The organism is Leclercia adecarboxylata (assembly GCF_006874705.1).
Taxonomy (GTDB): Bacteria; Pseudomonadota; Gammaproteobacteria; order Enterobacterales; family Enterobacteriaceae; genus Enterobacter; species Enterobacter adecarboxylatus_C.
Map to the genome: position 1 here is coordinate 2,935,447 of NZ_CP035382.1, position 18,539 is coordinate 2,953,985.

Consider the following 18,539-nt stretch of genomic DNA (forward strand, 5'->3'; position numbering starts at 1 on the left):
CTTTTTTCGTCATTCATCACACGAATTACACATAACTATGTTGCACTACACACGCAAACAGCATCCTCTCCTGGCATTTATTCTGGTTTTCTTTTTCGCATTGATGGCTTCACCGGCTGCGTTGGCGCGTGCCGATAATAGCAACGACACGCCAACGCGGGCAGATATCCAGAGCCAGCTTGATGCCCTGAGCAAACAGAAAGAGCTCACTCCGCAGGACAAGCTGGTCCAGCAGGATCTGACGGAAACCCTGGAGACCGTCGACAAGCTCGAGCGGGTCAAAGCCGAAACCACGCAGTTACGCCAGAAGGTGGCTCAGGCACCGGAAACGATGCGCAAGGCGACCGAGAGCCTCAACGCGCTTGGCGATGTCGATAACGATGCGGAAACCCGCAAAACGCTGGCGACCCTGTCCCTGCGTCAGCTGGAACTGCGCGTGGCGCAACTGCTCGACGATTTACAAACTGCGCAAAGCGATCTCGCCACCTACAATAGCCAGCTGGTATCTCTGCAAACCCAGCCGGAGCGCGTGCAGAATGCGATGTACACCGCGTCTCAGCAGCTGCAGCAGATCCGCAATCGTCTGAACGGGACTTCCGCGGGTGAGGCGGCGTTACGTCCCACGCAGCAAACGTTACTGCTGGCGCAGCAGCAGCTGCTGAATGCGCAGATTGAACAGCAGCGTAAGAGTCTGGAAGGCAACACCGTGCTGCAGGATACCCTGCAAAAACAGCGCGACTATGTCACCGCCAACATCAACCGTCTGGAGCATCAGCTGCAGCTGTTGCAGGAGGCGGTCAACAGCAAGCGACTGACCCTGACGGAGAAAACCGCGCAGGAGGCCGTTAACCCGGACGAAACCGCGCGTATCCAGGAAAATCCGCTGGTGAAGCAGGAGCTGGATATGAACCATCAGCTCAGCCAGCGTTTGATTACCGCCACCGAAAACGGCAACTCGCTGGTTCAGCAGAACATCAAAGTCAAAAACTGGCTGGATCGTGCCCTGCAGTCTGAACGCAACATCAAAGAGCAGATCGCCGTCCTGAAAGGCAGCCTGCTGCTGTCGCGTATCCTTTATCAGCAACAGCAGACCTTACCTTCCGCCGATGAGCTGGAGGATATGACCAACCGCATTGCGGATCTGCGGCTGGAACAGTTTGAGGTCAACCAGCAGCGCGACGCCCTGTTCCAGAGCGATGCCTTTGTTGCGAAAGTGGAAGAGGGGCACAGCAGCGAGGTGAATGGTGAAGTTCACGATGCGCTGCTGCAGGTCGTGGATATGCGCCGCGAGCTGCTCGACCAGCTGAATAAACAGCTGGGCAATCAGCTGATGATGGCCATTAACCTGCAGATCAACCAGCAGCAGCTGGTGAGCGTCTCCAAAAGCCTGCAGGAGATCCTCACCCAGCAGATCTTCTGGGTAAACAGCAACAAGCCGATGGACTGGGACTGGATCAAATCCTTCCCGGGCATGCTGAAAGACCAGATTAAAGGGATGAAAATTACCGTTAACTGGGAAAAAGCCGGTCCGGCGGTGGCCTTTGCCTTCCTGGCGGGCCTGCCGCTGTTGCTGATTGCCGGGTTAATCCGCTGGCGTCTCGGCTGGCTGAAAAAGTACCAGGCGAAGCTGGCGAATGAAGTGGGGCAGTTGCGTAATGACAGCCAGCTTCATACGCCGAAAGCCATTCTAATCGATCTGATCCGCGCCCTGCCGGTCTGCCTGTTGATTCTGGCTGCGGGGCTGATCCTGCTCACCATGCAGCTCAACGTCAGCGATCTGCTGTGGGCCTTCAGTAAAAAACTGGCGCTGTTCTGGCTGGTGTTTGGCCTGTGCTGGAAAGTGCTGGAGAAAGACGGCGTGGCGGTAAGCCACTTCAATATGCCTGCCCAGCTCACCAGCCATTGGCGACGCCAGATTGTGCGCATTAGCCTGGCGCTGTTGCCGCTGCACTTCTGGTCGGTGGTGGCGGAACTCTCCCCGCTGCATCTGATGGACGACGTGCTGGGTCAGTTCGTCATTCTGCTGAATCTGCTGCTGATCAGCGTCCTGATGTGGCCGATGTGCCGTGACAGCTGGCGCGATAAAGAGTCGCACGCTATCCGCCTGGCGACGGTCACCGTGCTGTCCATTATCCCGCTGGCGCTGATGGTGCTGACGGCCACCGGCTATTTCTATACCACTCTGCGTCTGTCGGGTCGCTGGATTGAAACCGTCTATCTGGTGATCCTCTGGAACCTGCTGTACCAGACCGTCCTGCGCGGGCTGAGCGTTGCCGCTCGTCGCATCGCCTATCGCCGCGCCCTGGCGCGTCGGCAGAATATGGTGAAAGAGGGGGCGGAAGGCGCTGAGCCGCAGGAGGAGCCGACCATCGCTCTGGAGCAGGTGAACCAGCAGACGCTGCGTATCACCATGCTGGTGATGATCGCCCTGTTCGGCGTAATGTTCTGGGCCATCTGGTCTGATTTAATCACCGTCTTTGCCTATCTCGACAGCATTACCCTGTGGCACTACAACGGCACCGAAGCGGGTGCGGCGGTGGTGAAAAACGTCACCATGGGCAGCCTGCTGTTTGCGCTGGTGTCGTCGATGGTGGCCTGGGCCTTGATCCGCAACCTGCCTGGCCTGCTGGAAGTGCTGGTGCTCTCGCGCCTGAATATGCGCCAGGGGGCCTCGTACGCCATCACCACCATCCTCAACTATGTGATTCTGGTAGCCGGGGCGATGACCGTCTTCGGTTCTCTCGGGGTTTCGTGGGATAAACTGCAGTGGCTGGCGGCGGCCCTGTCGGTCGGTCTCGGGTTCGGTTTGCAGGAGATCTTCGGTAACTTCGTTTCGGGTCTGATTATCCTGTTCGAACGTCCGGTGCGTATTGGCGATACCGTGACTATCGGCACCTTCTCGGGAACCGTCAGCAAGATCCGTATCCGTGCGACCACCATCACCGACTTCGATCGCAAAGAGGTGATCATCCCGAATAAAGCCTTCGTGACCGAGCGGTTGATCAACTGGTCGCTCTCCGACACCATCACCCGCGTGGTGATCCGTCTGGGCGTAGCCTACGGCTCCGATCTGGATGCGGTGAAAAAAGTGCTGCTGAAAGCGGCGATGGACCACCCGAAAGTGATGCACGATCCGGAGCCAGCCGTGTTCTTCACCACCTTCGGGCCGAGCACGCTGGATCATGAACTGCGTCTGTACGTACGTGAACTGCGTGACCGCAGCTACACGGTTGATGAACTGAACCGCACCATCGAGCGTCTGTGCCGGGAAAATAACATCAACATCGCGTTCAACCAGCTTGAAGTGCATCTGCGCAACGAGAAGGGTGACGAACATACGGAAGTGAAACGTGAAGTGAAGGGTGATGACCCGACGCCGGCGTAACATTACCCCTTAATCTGGCCCTCTCCCTTTTCAGGGAGAAGGCAGGGGAGAGGGGATTTTCCCCTCAAAATCCCGCTTCACAATCTCCAGCGCCTTCAGCACCGTCTCGGCCGGGATCGCATGATTCTCCAGCAACATGATCAGATCCACGGCCAGCTTTATTTCATCGGGGGCGTTTTCCAGTGACACACACTACTCCTGTTAACGGGTCAGACGCGCAATCACGCGCTCAATATCATCCAGTGCCTTACGACAGCGTTCCAGCCGCCCCTCCAGCGCGGTAATTTCGCGCATCAGCATCTGCTGCTCTTCCAGCGTTTCGGCCTGGTTCAGCCGCGTCTCGCGTTCAGACTTCATCTCACACAGCCGCCGCTCAAACTCCTGATGCTCCAGGCGCTTGCGCTGCCATTTTGTCGCTCCCGCAGAAGGGCTGTCCCAGACCCGTAAAGGCCAGGCGGCGATCTCCCGGTGCAGGGCGGCGATCTGTTCCGCCAGATGGGTAGCCAGCCAGTTGACCTGCTCCGTTTGCGCTTTCTCCACCGCGTGACCCAGCTCATCCAGATTGTGCTGGGCTTCATCCAGATAATCTTTAATGAGGGTGCTGCGGGTGCGGAACAGCTGCCGGTCAAAACGCGGCTTCAGGGTGGCGTGCTGCATCAGAGGGGCGGCCTGGGTTCGCAGGGCCGTCAGCTGATTTTGCAGCGTCTGTAAAAGCAAGGCTGTTTTCAATCCGCTCTCCAGTGGTACAGTAGCCGTTCAGTTTGATAACGATTCGCATTATGCAGCGTACTATTTTAATCATCATTGGCTGGCTTGCGGTAGTGCTCGGCACGCTGGGCGTCGTTTTACCCCTTCTGCCGACCACGCCCTTTATATTGCTGGCGGCCTGGTGCTTCGCCCGCTCCTCGCCGCGTTTTCACCACTGGCTACTGTACCGCTCATGGTTTGGCGGCTATCTGCGCCACTGGCAACAGTACCGTGCCATGCCGCCCGGGGCCAAGCCGCGGGCTATTGCGGTGATCCTCGTGACCTTCGCCTTCTCATTATGGATGGTAAAAATCATGTGGGTGCGGATCCTGCTGCTGGCGATCCTCTCTTGCCTGCTGATTTTCATGTGGCGGATCCCCGTAGTTGATGAAAAGCAACAAAAGCAATAATCCGCTGACTGGCTGTTGCAATTCTTGTGCGCAGCCAGTAAATTCGACCGTTTTCGAGCACGGGCACGCCTGGTCAAAGGTTAAACAATTGTTACTTTGACCAATACTCTATCCGCTCCGTGAGTAACACCGTTTTCATCAGGCATCCATTTATGACCGCAACTGCGCAGCAGCTTGAATACCTTAAAAACAGCATCAAAAGCATCCAGGACTATCCGAAGCCTGGCATTCTTTTCCGTGATGTCACCAGCTTGCTGGAAGACCCGAAAGCGTACGCGCTCAGCATTGAACTGCTGGTCGAGCGTTATAAAAACGCCGGGATCACCAAAGTTGTCGGCACCGAAGCCCGCGGCTTCCTGTTTGGCGCTCCGGTAGCGCTGGCAATGGGCGTTGGTTTTGTGCCGGTGCGTAAGCCGCGCAAACTGCCGCGTGAAACCATCGCCGAGAGCTACGAGCTGGAGTACGGCACCGATCAGCTTGAGATCCACATTGATGCGATCAAGCCTGGCGACAAAGTGCTGGTGGTTGACGATCTGCTGGCAACCGGCGGCACCATTGAGGCGACCGTGAAGCTGATCCGTCGTCTGGGTGGCGAAGTGACCGATGCGGCCTTCATCATCAACCTGTTCGATTTGGGTGGCGAACAGCGCCTGGATAAACAGGGCATCACCAGCTACAGCCTCGTGCCTTTCCCGGGACATTAATCCCCCGCCCGCAACCTCGCCCAACGGGTGAGGTTGTGTTAGCATTACCCCCCTGAATATCCACCTTCCAGCGTTGCAGAGCCTGCCCATGAGTTATCAGGTGTTAGCCCGTAAATGGCGACCCCAAACCTTTGCTGACGTTGTCGGCCAGGAACATGTGCTGACCGCCCTGGCGAACGGCTTATCGCTAGGACGTATCCATCACGCCTATCTTTTTTCCGGCACCCGTGGCGTCGGTAAAACCTCTATCGCCCGTTTGCTGGCGAAAGGCCTCAACTGCGAAAGCGGGATCACCGCCACGCCGTGCGGCGTGTGCGATAACTGCCGTGAAATCGAGCAGGGGCGCTTTGTCGATCTGATTGAGATCGATGCCGCCTCGCGCACCAAAGTCGAAGATACCCGCGATCTGCTGGATAACGTCCAGTACGCCCCGGCGCGTGGCCGCTTCAAGGTCTATCTGATCGATGAAGTGCACATGCTGTCGCGCCATAGCTTTAACGCCCTGCTGAAGACGCTGGAAGAGCCGCCTGCACACGTCAAATTCCTGCTGGCGACCACCGATCCGCAAAAACTGCCGGTGACCATCTTATCCCGCTGCCTGCAGTTCCATCTGAAGGCGCTGGACGTCGGGCAGATCCGCGATCAGCTCGAACATATTTTGAATGAAGAGCAGGTGACGCACGAACCGCGTGCCCTGCAGCTGTTGGCGCGTGCCGCCGACGGCAGCCTGCGCGATGCCCTCAGCCTCACCGATCAGGCGATTGCCAGCGGCGACGGACAGCTGACCACGCTTGCGGTCAGCACCATGCTCGGCACCCTGGACGACGATCAGGCCCTGTCGCTGATTGAGGCGGTGGTCGAGGCCAACGGCGAGCGGGTGATGGCGCTGATTAACGCCTCGGCGTCACGCGGCATCGAGTGGGAAGCCCTGCTGGTTGAGATGCTCAGCCTGCTGCACCGCATTGCGATGGTGCAGCTCTCCCCGGCGGCGCTGGGTCCGGACATGGCCGCGATTGAACAGCGGATGCGCGAACTGGCGCGAACCATTCCGCCAACGGACGTGCAGCTCTACTATCAAACCCTGTTAATTGGCCGCAAAGAGTTGCCGTTTGCCCCCGACCGACGTATGGGGGTTGAAATGACCCTGTTGCGCGCGCTGGCGTTCCATCCGCGCATGCCGCTGCCGGAGCCCGAGGTGCAGCAGCCGTCGTTTGCGCCAGTCGCGCCAACGGCAGTGCTCACGCCGCCGCAGGTGCCCGCGCAGCAGAGTGCGCCTCCACCGCCGCGCCACGATGCGCCGCTGTCGGATGCCACCAGTTCGGTGCTCGCCGCCCGCAGTCAGTTGCAACGCGCGCAGGGAGCAACCAAACCAAAAAAGAGTGAACCGGCAGCGCCTGCAAGAGCGCGGCCGGTAAATAACGCCGCGCTTGAACGTCTGGCCTCGGTCTCGGATCGCGTACAGTCGCGTTCTGCTTCGGCCACGCCTGAGCCGCAGGCTCCGGCGAAGAAAGAGGCCTATCGCTGGAAAGCCACCACCGTCGTCGAAGAAGTGAAGGTGGAGGTCGCCACGCCGAAGGCGCTGAAAAAGGCGCTGGAGCATGAGAAGACGCCGGAGCTGGCTGCCAAGCTGGCCGGGGAGTCCCTTGAGCGTGATGCCTGGGCGGCAGAGGTCAGTCAGCTGAAGCTGCCCAAGCTGGTGGAGCAGATTGCCCTGAACGCCTGGCGTGAACAGGACGGCAACCGGGTCTGCCTGCATCTGCGGCCGGGCCAGCGTCACCTGAACTCGGCGAGCGCGCAACAGGTGCTGACTGAGGCACTCTCCACATTACAGGGCGCGCCTGTTGAATTGACCATCATTGAAGATGATAATCCGGCGGTGCGAACGCCGCTGGAGTGGCGCCAGGCCATTTATGAAGAGAAACTCGCGCAGGCGCGTGAGTCGATTATCGCGGATAATAACATTCAGACCCTGCAGCGTTACTTTGATGCAGAACTGGATGAAGAGAGTATTCGACCCATTTGATCGTGAGTCTGACTTACGGTTGTTATCTTTAACGTGAAAGAAGAGAGAAGCCTATGTTTGGTGGTAAAGGCGGTCTGGGTGGTCTGATGAAGCAGGCCCAGCAGATGCAGGAAAAAATGCAGAAGATGCAGGAAGAGATCGCGCAGATGGAAGTCACCGGCGAATCGGGCGCAGGTCTGGTCAAAGTGACCATCAACGGCGCACATAACTGCCGTCGCGTGGAGATCGACCCAAGCCTGCTCGAAGACGACAAAGATATGCTGGAAGATCTGGTCGCCGCTGCATTCAACGATGCTGCGCGCCGTATCGACGAAACCCAGAAAGAGAAAATGGCTTCTGTATCCTCCGGAATGCAGCTGCCACCGGGCTTTAAGATGCCATTCTGATGCAAACCAGTCCGCTGCTCACGCAGTTAATGGAAGCGCTACGCTGCCTGCCGGGCGTAGGCCCTAAGTCAGCGCAGCGCATGGCGTTTACCCTGCTGCAGCGCGATCGCAGCGGCGGCATGCGTCTGGCGCAGGCCCTGACCCGCGCCATGTCAGAAATCGGTCACTGTGCGGACTGCCGCACCTTTACCGAGCAGGAGGTGTGTAACATCTGCGCCAATCCGCGCCGCCAGGAAAACGGTCAGATCTGCGTGGTGGAGAGTCCTGCGGACATCTACGCCATCGAACAGACCGGGCAGTTTTCCGGCCGCTATTTTGTGCTGATGGGCCACCTGTCGCCGCTGGACGGTATCGGGCCGGATGATATCGGTCTGGACCGTTTAGAACAGCGTCTGAAATCGGAAACGATTTCTGAGGTGATCCTCGCCACCAACCCAACGGTGGAAGGGGAGGCGACCGCCAACTACATCGCCGAGCTGTGCGCCGAGTCCGGCGTCGACGCCAGCCGTATCGCGCATGGCGTTCCGGTGGGCGGCGAGCTGGAGATGGTGGACGGCACCACGCTGTCACACTCTCTGGCCGGACGTCACAAGATTATTTTCTGACCAAACGGAGGCTGCACCTGTGGCCTCCGCTTGAAAACCTTCTCGCTTATCCCCATCTCTCCCTCAACGCTTTTAAACCCCATTAAATGGCATTGTTGAGGTCGACTTAGTATGAAAGGACAAGAAACCCGCGGTTTCCAGTCAGAAGTAAAACAACTTCTGCACCTGATGATCCATTCTCTTTATTCCAATAAAGAAATCTTCCTGCGCGAGCTTATCTCTAACGCCTCTGATGCGGCAGACAAGCTGCGTTTCCGCGCGCTGTCGAAGCCAGAGCTGTATGAAGGTGACGGCGAACTGCGCGTGCGCGTCTCGTTTGATAAAGAGAACCGCACCCTGACCATCGCGGACAACGGCATCGGCATGACCCGCGATGAAGCCATTGACCACCTCGGCACCATCGCCAAATCCGGCACCAAAGCCTTCCTGCAGTCGATGGGTTCCGATCAGGCGAAAGACAGCCAGCTGATCGGCCAGTTCGGCGTCGGCTTCTACTCGGCGTTCATCGTGGCGGATAAAGTCACCGTGCGCACCCGTGCGGCAGGCGAAAGCGCTGAAAGCGGCGTGTTCTGGGAATCCCACGGCGAAGGCGAATACACCGTGGCGGATATCACCAAAGCCGATCGCGGGACCGAGATCACCCTGCACCTGCGCGAAGGGGAAGACGACTTCCTCAACGACTGGCGCGTGCGCTCTATCATCAGCAAATACTCTGACCATATCGCCCTGCCGGTAGAGATCGAAAAACAGGAAGAGCAGGACGGCGAAACCGTTATTTCCTGGGAGAAGATCAACAAGGCGCAGGCGCTGTGGACGCGCAACAAGTCTGAGATCAAAGACGAAGAGTACACCGAGTTCTACAAGCACATCGCCCACGACTTTACCGATCCGCTGACCTGGAGCCACAACCGCGTGGAAGGGAAGCAGGAGTACACCAGCCTGCTCTATATCCCGGCGCAGGCGCCGTGGGATATGTGGAACCGCGATCACAAGCACGGCCTGAAGCTGTACGTGCAGCGCGTATTCATCATGGACGAAGCCGAGCAGTTCATGCCGAACTACCTGCGCTTTGTGCGTGGCCTGATAGACTCCAACGACCTGCCGCTGAACGTCTCCCGTGAGATCCTGCAGGACAGCACCGTCACCCGCAACCTGCGCACCGCGCTGAGCAAACGCGCCCTGCAGATGCTGGACAAGCTGGCGAAAGACGACGCGGAAAAATACCAGACCTTCTGGAAACAGTTCGGCCTGGTGCTGAAAGAGGGCCCGGCGGAAGATTCTTCCAACGTTGAAGCCATTGCCAAACTGCTGCGTTTTGCCTCCACGCACACCGACTCTTCCGAGCAGACCGTGTCGCTGGAAGAGTACATCTCCCGCATGAAAGAAGGGCAGGAGAAGATCTACTACATCACCGCCGACAGCTATGCCGCGGCGAAGAGCAGCCCGCACCTGGAGCTGCTGCGTAAGAAAGGCATCGAAGTGCTGCTGCTTTCCGATCGCATCGATGAGTGGATGATGAACTACCTGACCGAGTTCAGCGGTAAAGCGTTCCAGTCCGTTGCCAAAGCCGATGAGTCCATCGACAAGCTGGCGGACGAAGTGGACGAAACCGCCAAAGAGGCGGAAAAAGCGCTGGAGCCGTTTGTTGAGCGCGTGAAGACCCATCTGGGCGATCGCGTGAAAGAGGTGCGTTTCACCCACCGTCTGACCGATACCCCGGCCATCGTTACTACCGAAGCCGACGAAATGAGCACCCAGATGGCGAAGCTGTTCGCCGCTGCGGGCCAGAGCGTACCGGAAGTGAAGTACATCTTTGAACTGAACCCGGATCACGCCCTGGTGAAACGTGCGGCCGAGACTCAGGACGAGACGCGCTTTGCCGAGTGGGTTGAACTCCTGCTGGATCAATCCCTGCTGGCCGAGCGCGGTACGCTGGAAGATCCAAACCAGTTCATCAAGCGCGTGAATGCGTTGCTGCTGAGCTGATCTCTCTTCACCCTGGCTCTCTCTCCGTGAGAGAGGGCCAGGCCATCAGACTGCACTCTCTAATAAATTCCCCTCATTAACCGTTTCAGCCTCCCCGCCTTCCTTGAGCCACATCCGTTCTGATGGTATTGTTTAGCGCTTTTGAAAAATTGAACCAACTTTTGAGGGGATTTTCGCAATGCGTATTATTCTGCTTGGCGCTCCGGGCGCGGGTAAAGGAACTCAGGCTCAGTTCATCATGGAGAAATACGGTATTCCGCAAATCTCTACCGGTGACATGCTGCGTGCCGCTGTTAAATCTGGCTCCGAGCTGGGCAAACAGGCGAAAGATATTATGGACGCCGGCAAACTGGTAACCGATGAGCTGGTGATCGCTCTGGTTAAAGAACGCATTACTCAGGAAGATTGCCGCAACGGTTTCCTGCTGGACGGCTTCCCGCGTACCATTCCTCAGGCTGATGCCATGAAAGAAGCGGGCATCAACGTGGACTACGTGCTGGAGTTCGACGTACCGGACGAGCTGATCGTTGACCGTATCATCGGTCGTCGCGTACACGCCGCTTCCGGCCGCGTTTACCACATCAAATTCAACCCGCCTAAGGTTGAAGGCAAAGACGACGTGACCGGCGAAGAGCTGACCACCCGCAAAGACGATCAGGAAGAGACCGTGCGTAAGCGTCTGGTGGAATACCATCAGATGACCGCGCCGCTGATCGGCTACTACTCCAAAGAAGCGCAGGCGGGTAACACTAAATACGCCAAAGTCGACGGCACTAAGCCTGTCGCTGAAGTGCGTGCAGAGCTGGAAAAGATCCTCGGCTAATCGCACCTCTCTCACCCGGGTCCCCGGGTGAGAAAAATTCTCATCTTACCTCTTACTGCAATTGGTTCCGTTTACGCACTTTTCAGATACACTTATCAGCCTGTTAAAAGGTTATGAGGCGTGAATGAGTCAGGCGAAAACCGGCATCCTGCTTGCCAATTTAGGTACCCCCGAAGCCCCAACCCCCGCAGCGGTCAGCCGTTATCTGCGCCAGTTTCTGAGCGATACGCGCGTTGTGGATACCCCGCGCCTGCTGTGGTGGCCCTTGCTGCGCGGCGTGATCCTGCCGATCCGTTCGCCACGTGTGGCAAAACTCTATCAGTCCGTCTGGATGGAAGAGGGTTCGCCGCTGATGGTCTACAGCCGTCGTCAGGAGAAAGCCCTCGCCGCCCGCCTGCCGGATACGCCGGTCGCGCTCGGGATGAGCTACGGTAAACCGTCGCTGGAAAGCGCCGTTACGGAACTGCTGGCGCAGGGCGTGGACCATATCGTGGTGCTGGCGCTCTATCCGCAATACTCCTGCTCCACCGTAGCCGCCGTCTGGGACGAGCTGGCGCGCATTCTGGCAACCCGTCGCCGCATTCCTTCGGTGACCTTTATTCGCGACTACGCGGATAACGACATGTATATCAATGCCCTTGCCAGCAGCGCGCGCGCGTCCTTTGCAAAACACGGCGAGCCGGATCTGCTCCTGCTCTCCTATCACGGTATTCCGCAGCGATTTGCCGATGAAGGGGATGACTATCCCCAGCGCTGTCGCGATACCACGCGTGAGCTGGTTTCCGCGCTCGGCCTGCCGCCAGAGAAGGTGATGATGACCTTCCAGTCGCGCTTTGGCCGCGAGCCATGGTTGACCCCCTATACCGATGAAACCCTCAAAATGCTGGGCGAGAAGGGCGTGAAGCATATCCAGGTGATGTCGCCGGGCTTTGCGGCAGACTGTCTGGAGACGCTGGAAGAGATCGCGGTGCAAAACCGGGAGTTCTTCCTCGAAGCGGGCGGGGAAAAGTACGAGTACATTCCGGCGCTGAACGACGATCCTGAACACATCGAGATGATGGTCTCCCTGGTGACCAACAGCCGCTAATCGCACTCCGGGCCGGGTTTGTGCTACCATTTCCGGCCCATCCGTCACTCGTAGCCCTGAACATGAAATTTCCCGGTAAACGCAAATCCAAACACTACTTTCCCGTTAACGCCCGCGACCCGCTGTTGCAGCAAATTCAGCCGGAAAATGAGACCAACGCCGCCTGGGTGGTGGGTATCGATCAGACGCTGGTGGATATCGAAGCCAAAGTGGATGATGCGTTTGTTACGCGTTACGGGCTGAGCGCCGGGCATTCGTTGGTGATCGAGGACGATGTGGCGGAAGCGCTGTATCAGGAGCTGGTGCGGGACAACCTGATCACCCATCAGTTTGCCGGTGGCACCATCGGCAACACCATGCACAACTACTCCGTGCTGGCCGATGACCGCTCCGTTCTGCTGGGCGTGATGTGCAGCAACATCGAAATTGGCAGTTACGCCTACCGCTATCTCTGCAATACCTCCAGCCGTACCGATCTGAACTACCTCCAGGGCGTGGACGGGGCGATTGGTCGCTGCTTTACGCTGATCGGTGAATCCGGCGAGCGGACCTTCGCCATCAGCCCGGGACACATGAACAAGCTGCGGGCAGAAAGCATCCCGGAAGAGGTGATTGCCGGAGCGTCGGCGCTGGTGCTGACCTCCTATCTGGTGCGCTGCAAGCCGGGCGAGCCGATGCCGGAAGCGACCATGAAGGCGGTGGAGTATGCGAAGAAATACAACGTGCCGGTGGTCCTGACCCTCGGCACCAAATTCGTTATCGCCGATAACCCCGAGTGGTGGCAGGCGTTCCTGAAAGAGCATGTCTCGATTCTGGCGATGAATGAAGAAGAGGCCGAAGCCCTGACCGGGGAGAGCGATCCGCTCCTGGCGTCCGACAAGGCGCTGGACTGGGTCGATCTGGTGCTTTGTACCGCCGGGCCGGTCGGCTTGTATATGGCCGGCTTTACCGAAGAAGAGGCGAAGCGTAAAACCCAGCATCCGCTGCTGCCGGGGGCGATTGCCGAATTCAACCAGTTTGAATTCAGCCGCGCCATGCGCCACAAAGATTGCGTCAACCCGCTGCGCATCTTCTCGCATATCGCCCCGTACATGGGCGGGCCGGAGAAGATTATGAACACCAACGGCGCAGGCGACGGCGCGCTGGCGGCGCTGCTGCACGATATCACCGCGAACGCCTTCCACCGCACCAACGTGCCGAACTCCAGTAAACACAAGTTTTCCTGGCTGACCTACTCGTCGCTGGCTCAGGTATGTAAGTACGCGAACCGCGTCAGTTATCAGGTGCTGAACCAGCACTCTCCGCGCTTAACGCGCGGCCTGCCGGAGCGGGAAGATAGCCTGGAAGAGTCTTACTGGGATCGATAGCACAATTCCCCGGCGGCGTTGCGCCTGCCGGGGCGACAACCAGGCCTGCTAAGCGAAGCGCCAGCAGGCTTTTTTTTACCCCGTCACCGCCACTTCAACCGGCGGTTTCTCCAGCAGCGACAGCATGGTATTGGCAATCTCACGCTCGCCCATCACCACCTGATTTGCGCCACGCTCCATGATGTATTCCACTTCGTCGTCGTAATGCGCCCGGGCGATAATCTCCAGGTGCGGATATTTTTCGCGGGCGGAAACCACAATCTCACCGGCTTCATAACCATTCGGGATAGTCAGCAGCAGCCAGCGCGCGCAGTCCAGATGCGCCAGGTTCATGATCTCTTCGTTCGCCGCATTGCCCAGCACCGCACGGATCCCGCGCTCGCGCAGCTCGTCCACGCGGGTACGGGAGGTCTCAATCACCACCAGCGGAATACCCTGGGCCAGCAGCTTCTCACCCAGCAGACTGCCGACACGGCCAAAGCCGACCAGCAGGGCATGGTTGCAGATATCCACCGGGATCTGTTTCTCTTCTTCCGTCGCCTCTTCCAGCGTCTGCTCTTCGAGGGTTTCGGTCTTCTCGAGGTATTTTTCCAGCAGCGCGAACAGCACCGGGTTGAGCATAATCGAGAGGATCGCCCCCGCCAGCACCAGGTTTTGTCCGGCCTGCGGCAGCAGATCCAGCGCCATGCCTAACCCGGCCAGGATAAAGGCAAACTCGCCGATCTGCGCGAGGCTGGCGGCGATAGTCAGCGCGGTACGCGGCGAGTGGCCGAACAGGCGCACCAGGAAGAACGCGGCAACCGACTTACCAAAGATGATGATCGCCAGGGTGCCCAGCACCGCCAGCGGCTGATCAATCAGCACCATCGGATCGAACAGCATCCCCACGGAGACGAAGAACAGCACCGCAAAGGCATCACGCAGGGGCAGGGTATCGTGCGCGGCACGATGGCTCAGCTCCGATTCGTTCAGCACCATTCCGGCAAAGAACGCGCCGAGGGCGAAGGAGACATCGAACAGCTCAACGGCGCCAAAGGCGATACCCAGCGCCAGGGCCAGTACCGCAAGGGTAAACAGCTCGCGGGAGCCGGTAGCGGCGCTGCGGGAGAGGATCCACGGCACCAGGCGGCGGCCCACCAGCATCATGATGGCGATAAAGGCCACCACTTTACCGATGGTGATACTCATATCCAGCGCCAGGGTGGCAAAGCCGACGTTATCTTTTTCGAGCATTCCGGCGACCGCAGGCAGCAGCACCAGAGTTAACACCATCACCAGATCTTCAACAATCAGCCAGCCAATGGCGATCTGCCCTCGCTGGCTGTCAATCAGCTGTCTCTCTTCAAGCGCGCGCAGCAGCACCACGGTACTGGCGGTGGAAAGACAGAGACCAAACACGATACCGGTCATCAGCGGCCAGCCCAGCATCGCTGAAAGCGCCATACCCAGCAACGTCGCCACGGCTATCTGGGCGATCGCGCCGGGAATGGCGATCGACTTTACCGCCATCAAATCCTTCAGGGAGAAATGCAAACCAACACCGAACATCAGCAGGATCACGCCAAGCTCCGCCAGCTCCGGGGCAAGTTTAGTATCAGCAACAAAACCTGGGGTAAAAGGACCGGCTAACACGCCAGCTAATAAATAGCCCACCAGAGGCGAAATGCGAAGTTTGTTGGCAAGCATGCCGAGTATAAATGCGAGTACAAGTCCACCGACAATGGTGGTGATAAGCGGTGTGGCGTGATGCATTCCGTCTCCTTTCGTTGCTGAGTTAATCCATTTTTGGTCCAGAAACCAAAAAGCCGAGTAATAGTTTATGACAAATTTAATGATTATGTTTATGAATAATTATTGAAATTTGCGTAAAACAGCAATAAGGGTTAAACGAAAGCAGAACAGGGCGATTTTCAAGAGGCTGTGCTAAGAAAGGCTTATGGCAGTAGGGAAGGTTGCGGCCAAACCTGGAGTTTAGCCGCAGATAAATCAGGCTTTATGCCGGTTATCAGGCAGGAATATAGTCAACATCCCGAGAAGTGGCAGGAAAGCACAGATTTTGTAGACCAAAAAGATGCTGGTATGGTCCGCAATCAGCCCTAACACGGCTGCGCCAAGGCCGCCCATCCCAAAGGCAAATCCAAAAAACAGCCCGGAAACCATGCCGATACGCCCCGGAAGCAGCTCCTGGGCATAGACCAGAATGGCCGAAAACGCCGAAGCGAGGATAAAACCAATGATCACGGTTAAAACACCCGTCCACCACAGGGTTGCATAGGGCAAAATAAGCGTGAAAGGCGCTACGCCGAGGATAGAGCCCCAAATCACGTATTTACGCCCAATTTTGTCGCCCAATGGCCCGCCAATAAACGTCCCTGCGGCCACCGCAAACAGGAAGGCGAAGAGGTGGAACTGGGCGTTTTGTACCGATAATCCGAATTTTTCCATCAGATAAAAGGTGTAATAGCTGCTGATGCTCGCCATATAGAAATATTTCGAGAAAATCAGCATCAGCAGGATGCTGACGGCCAGAATGACCTTGTTACGCGGCAGGGGATTTATCACCGGCGCTTTTGGTTTACCCTTAGTGACCTGATGCTGGGCGGCATACCAGCGGCTGATCTGCGCCAGTACCACAATCGCCAGCAGCGCGGCGAGCACAAACCAGGCCACGTTGCCTTTGCCATACGGGGCGATAATCACCGCCGCCAGCAGTGGGCCGAGGGAGCTGCCAAAGTTACCGCCCACCTGGAACAGCGACTGCGCCAGCCCGTGACGGCCACCGGAGGCCATACGCGCCACGCGGGACGACTCGGGGTGGAAGACCGACGAGCCGGTTCCCACCAGCGCAGCCGCCACTAATACGCCCTCGAAGCTGCCCGCCATCGCCAGCAGGATCAGGCCGCTCAGGGTAAAGCACATGCCAATCGGCAGCGACCACGGCATCGGATATTTATCCGTCCAGTAGCCCACTACCGGTTGCAGCAGCGACGAGGCCAGCTGGAAGGTGAGGGTGATCATGCCGATCTGTACGAAGGTAAGAGAGAATTCCGACTGTAATAACGGATAGATCGCCAGAATAAGCGACTGGATCATATCGTTAAGCAGATGCGAAAGACTGATTGCGCCGAGAATACCAAATGAGGTGCGAGCCTTAGCAGCCGACACCGGTGGAGTAGATTCACTGATTGCCATAAATACCACGTCGATTGTTATAGGAAATGCAGGATGTAATTATTATCCGACTAACATACCTTTCCCCGACATTTGAGGAAAGTCGCAATTCTGAAAACAAAGTTGTCTATTCTGCTTACTCGCTGTAATTTTTGCCTTTGTCTATGGATCAGGGAGTGAAGAAATGAAGTTAATGAAGCGAGGCGTCGCGCTGGCAATCATCGCGGCGTGCGGTCTGTTAAGCCTGCCAGCCCAGGCCTGGGAACAGGATAAAACCTATAACATCACCATCCTGCATACCAACGATCATCATGGCCACTTCTGGCGCAGCGAATACGGCGAGTATGGCCTCTCGGCGCAGAAGACGCTGGTGGACGGGATCCGCAAAGAGGTGGCGGCGAAGGGCGGCAGCGTACTGTTGCTCTCCGGCGGCGATATTAATACCGGCGTGCCGGAATCGGATCTACAGGATGCGGAACCCGATTTCCGCGGCATGAATTTGATTGGCTACGATGCGATGGCCGTGGGTAACCACGAGTTTGATAATCCTATTGAAGTATTACGCCAGCAGGAGAAGTGGGCTAAATTCCCGTTCCTCTCCGCCAATATTTACCAGAAAAGTACCGGGGAGCGTTTATTTAAGCCCTGGGCTATTTTCAAACGCCAGGATATTAAAATTGCCGTGGTGGGGCTGACCACCGACGACACGGCGAAAATTGGCAACCCGGAATATTTTACCGATATCGAATTCCGTAAACCGGCCGACGAAGCGAAGCTGGTGATCCAGGAATTACAGCAGAATGAAAAGCCGGACGTGATTATCGCCACCACCCATATGGGGCATTACGATAATGGCGACCACGGCTCGAACGCCCCGGGCGATGTCGAGATGGCGCGCAGTCTGCCGGCGGGCTCGCTGGCGATGATTGTGGGCGGCCACTCTCAGGATCCGGTCTGTATGGCCTCGGAAAATAAAAAGCAGGTGGACTACGTGCCGGGCACGCCGTGCGCACCGGACAAGCAGAACGGGATCTGGATTGTGCAGGCCCATGAGTGGGGTAAATACGTAGGCCGCGCGGATTTCGAGTTCCGCAACGGCGAGATGAAGCTGGTGCATTACCAGCTGATCCCGGTCAACCTGAAGAAGAAGGTGACCTACGATAACGGCCAGAGCGAGCGTGTTCTCTATACGCCGGAAATTGCGGAAAACCCGCAGATGCTCTCCCTGCTGTCGCCGTTCCAGAATAAAGGCAAGGCCCAGCTGGATGTGAAGATCGGCACGCTCTCCGGCAGGCTGGAAGGCGATCGCAGCAAGGTGCGCTTCGTGCAGACCAACATGGGCCATCTGGTGCTGGCGGCGCAGATGGCGCGCACCAATGCCGATTTCGCGGTGATGAGCGGCGGCGGGATCCGCGACTCCATCGAAGGCGGTGATATCACCTATAAAGATGTGCTGAAGGTACAGCCGTTCGGCAACGTGCTGGTGTATGTCGATATGAGCGGCAAAGAGGTGACGGACTATCTGACCGCGGTAGCGCAGATGAAGCCTGACTCTGGCGCCTATCCACAGTTCGCCAATGTGAGTTTCGTGGCGAAGGGTGGGGTGCTCAACGACCTGAAGATCAAAGGTGAACCTGTCGATCCGGCTAAAACCTACCGGATGGCGACGTTAAGCTTTAACGCTACCGGTGGCGATGGCTATCCGCATATCGATGATAAACCGGGCTACGTGAATACCGGCTTCATCGACGCCGAGGTGCTGAAGCAGTACATCCAGCAGAACTCTCCGCTGGATGTGAACGCGTATGAACCGAAAGGTGAGGTGAGCTGGGAGTAACCACCATT

15 protein-coding genes and 1 other annotated feature are annotated in these 18,539 nt (G+C 57.6%); of the genes, 11 read left to right on the forward strand and 4 right to left on the reverse strand.

The window, feature by feature from the left end; translation table 11 throughout:
- Positions 1–37: 37 nt before the first annotated feature.
- On the forward strand, positions 38–3,385 hold the full coding sequence (gene mscK / locus ES815_RS14930) for a mechanosensitive channel MscK (RefSeq protein WP_142488467.1): 3,348 nt from the start codon (positions 38–40) through the stop codon (positions 3,383–3,385).
- A gap of 30 nt (positions 3,386–3,415) precedes the next feature.
- Here the strand turns inward: mscK and rsmS are convergent, their stop codons facing one another.
- Positions 3,416–3,574 carry a pleiotropic regulatory protein RsmS gene (gene rsmS, locus ES815_RS14935; protein WP_142488468.1) on the reverse strand — a complete coding sequence of 53 codons (159 nt, stop codon included), beginning with the start codon at positions 3,572–3,574 and terminating at the stop codon, positions 3,416–3,418.
- Positions 3,575–3,586: 12 nt separating this feature from the next.
- A complete protein-coding gene (priC, locus tag ES815_RS14940) occupies positions 3,587–4,114 on the reverse strand; it encodes a primosomal replication protein N'' (RefSeq protein WP_142488469.1) in 528 nt (175 codons plus the stop codon).
- Positions 4,115–4,164: 50 nt separating this feature from the next.
- On the opposite strand from priC, the gene ES815_RS14945 reads away from it, so the two are divergent.
- From ES815_RS14945 to ES815_RS14985, 9 genes are all read left to right on the forward strand, one after another.
- Positions 4,165–4,542: a DUF454 family protein gene (locus ES815_RS14945; RefSeq protein ID WP_142488470.1), complete on the forward strand. Its 378-nt coding sequence runs from the start codon at positions 4,165–4,167 to the stop codon at positions 4,540–4,542.
- 152 nt (positions 4,543–4,694) lie between these two features.
- Positions 4,695–5,246, forward strand: coding sequence for an adenine phosphoribosyltransferase (gene apt, locus ES815_RS14950; protein WP_142488471.1), 552 nt, complete (start codon positions 4,695–4,697; stop codon positions 5,244–5,246).
- An 88-nt stretch (positions 5,247–5,334) separates the two neighbouring features.
- Positions 5,335–7,269: a DNA polymerase III subunit gamma/tau gene (gene dnaX, locus ES815_RS14955; RefSeq protein ID WP_142488472.1), complete on the forward strand. Its 1,935-nt coding sequence runs from the start codon at positions 5,335–5,337 to the stop codon at positions 7,267–7,269.
- Positions 6,599–6,663, forward strand: a sequence feature (DnaX frameshifting element). It overlaps the preceding gene by 65 nt.
- 53 nt (positions 7,270–7,322) lie before the next feature.
- Complete coding sequence (locus tag ES815_RS14960; RefSeq protein WP_032616874.1) at positions 7,323–7,655, forward strand: YbaB/EbfC family nucleoid-associated protein; 333 nt, start codon at positions 7,323–7,325, stop codon at positions 7,653–7,655.
- Positions 7,655–8,260, forward strand: coding sequence for a recombination mediator RecR (recR, locus tag ES815_RS14965; protein ID WP_142488473.1), 606 nt, complete (start codon positions 7,655–7,657; stop codon positions 8,258–8,260). The genes ES815_RS14960 and recR overlap by 1 nt, the downstream gene beginning before the upstream one ends.
- A gap of 111 nt (positions 8,261–8,371) precedes the next feature.
- Entirely contained in the window at positions 8,372–10,246 is a 1,875-nt protein-coding gene (htpG, locus tag ES815_RS14970; RefSeq protein ID WP_142488474.1) for a molecular chaperone HtpG, read from the forward strand.
- A 178-nt stretch (positions 10,247–10,424) separates the two neighbouring features.
- Positions 10,425–11,069 carry an adenylate kinase gene (adk, locus tag ES815_RS14975; protein WP_106992193.1) on the forward strand — a complete coding sequence of 215 codons (645 nt, stop codon included), beginning with the start codon at positions 10,425–10,427 and terminating at the stop codon, positions 11,067–11,069.
- 124 nt (positions 11,070–11,193) lie between these two features.
- Positions 11,194–12,156 carry a ferrochelatase gene (gene hemH, locus ES815_RS14980; protein WP_142488475.1) on the forward strand — a complete coding sequence of 321 codons (963 nt, stop codon included), beginning with the start codon at positions 11,194–11,196 and terminating at the stop codon, positions 12,154–12,156.
- Between the two features lie 62 nt (positions 12,157–12,218).
- Positions 12,219–13,523 (forward strand): inosine/guanosine kinase, encoded by a 1,305-nt coding sequence (locus ES815_RS14985; protein WP_142488476.1) that lies wholly within the window; start codon positions 12,219–12,221, stop codon positions 13,521–13,523.
- A 75-nt stretch (positions 13,524–13,598) separates the two neighbouring features.
- On the opposite strand, the gene ybaL is transcribed toward ES815_RS14985, so the two are convergent.
- Positions 13,599–15,275 (reverse strand): YbaL family putative K(+) efflux transporter, encoded by a 1,677-nt coding sequence (gene ybaL, locus ES815_RS14990; RefSeq protein ID WP_142488477.1) that lies wholly within the window; start codon positions 15,273–15,275, stop codon positions 13,599–13,601.
- 234 nt (positions 15,276–15,509) lie between these two features.
- On the reverse strand, positions 15,510–16,715 hold the full coding sequence (locus ES815_RS14995; protein WP_142488478.1) for an MFS transporter: 1,206 nt from the start codon (positions 16,713–16,715) through the stop codon (positions 15,510–15,512).
- A 163-nt stretch (positions 16,716–16,878) separates the two neighbouring features.
- Here ES815_RS14995 and ushA point away from each other — a divergent pair, with 163 nt between their 5' ends.
- On the forward strand, positions 16,879–18,531 hold the full coding sequence (gene ushA, locus ES815_RS15000; protein WP_142488479.1) for a bifunctional UDP-sugar hydrolase/5'-nucleotidase UshA: 1,653 nt from the start codon (positions 16,879–16,881) through the stop codon (positions 18,529–18,531).
- Positions 18,532–18,539: the final 8 nt, after the last annotated feature.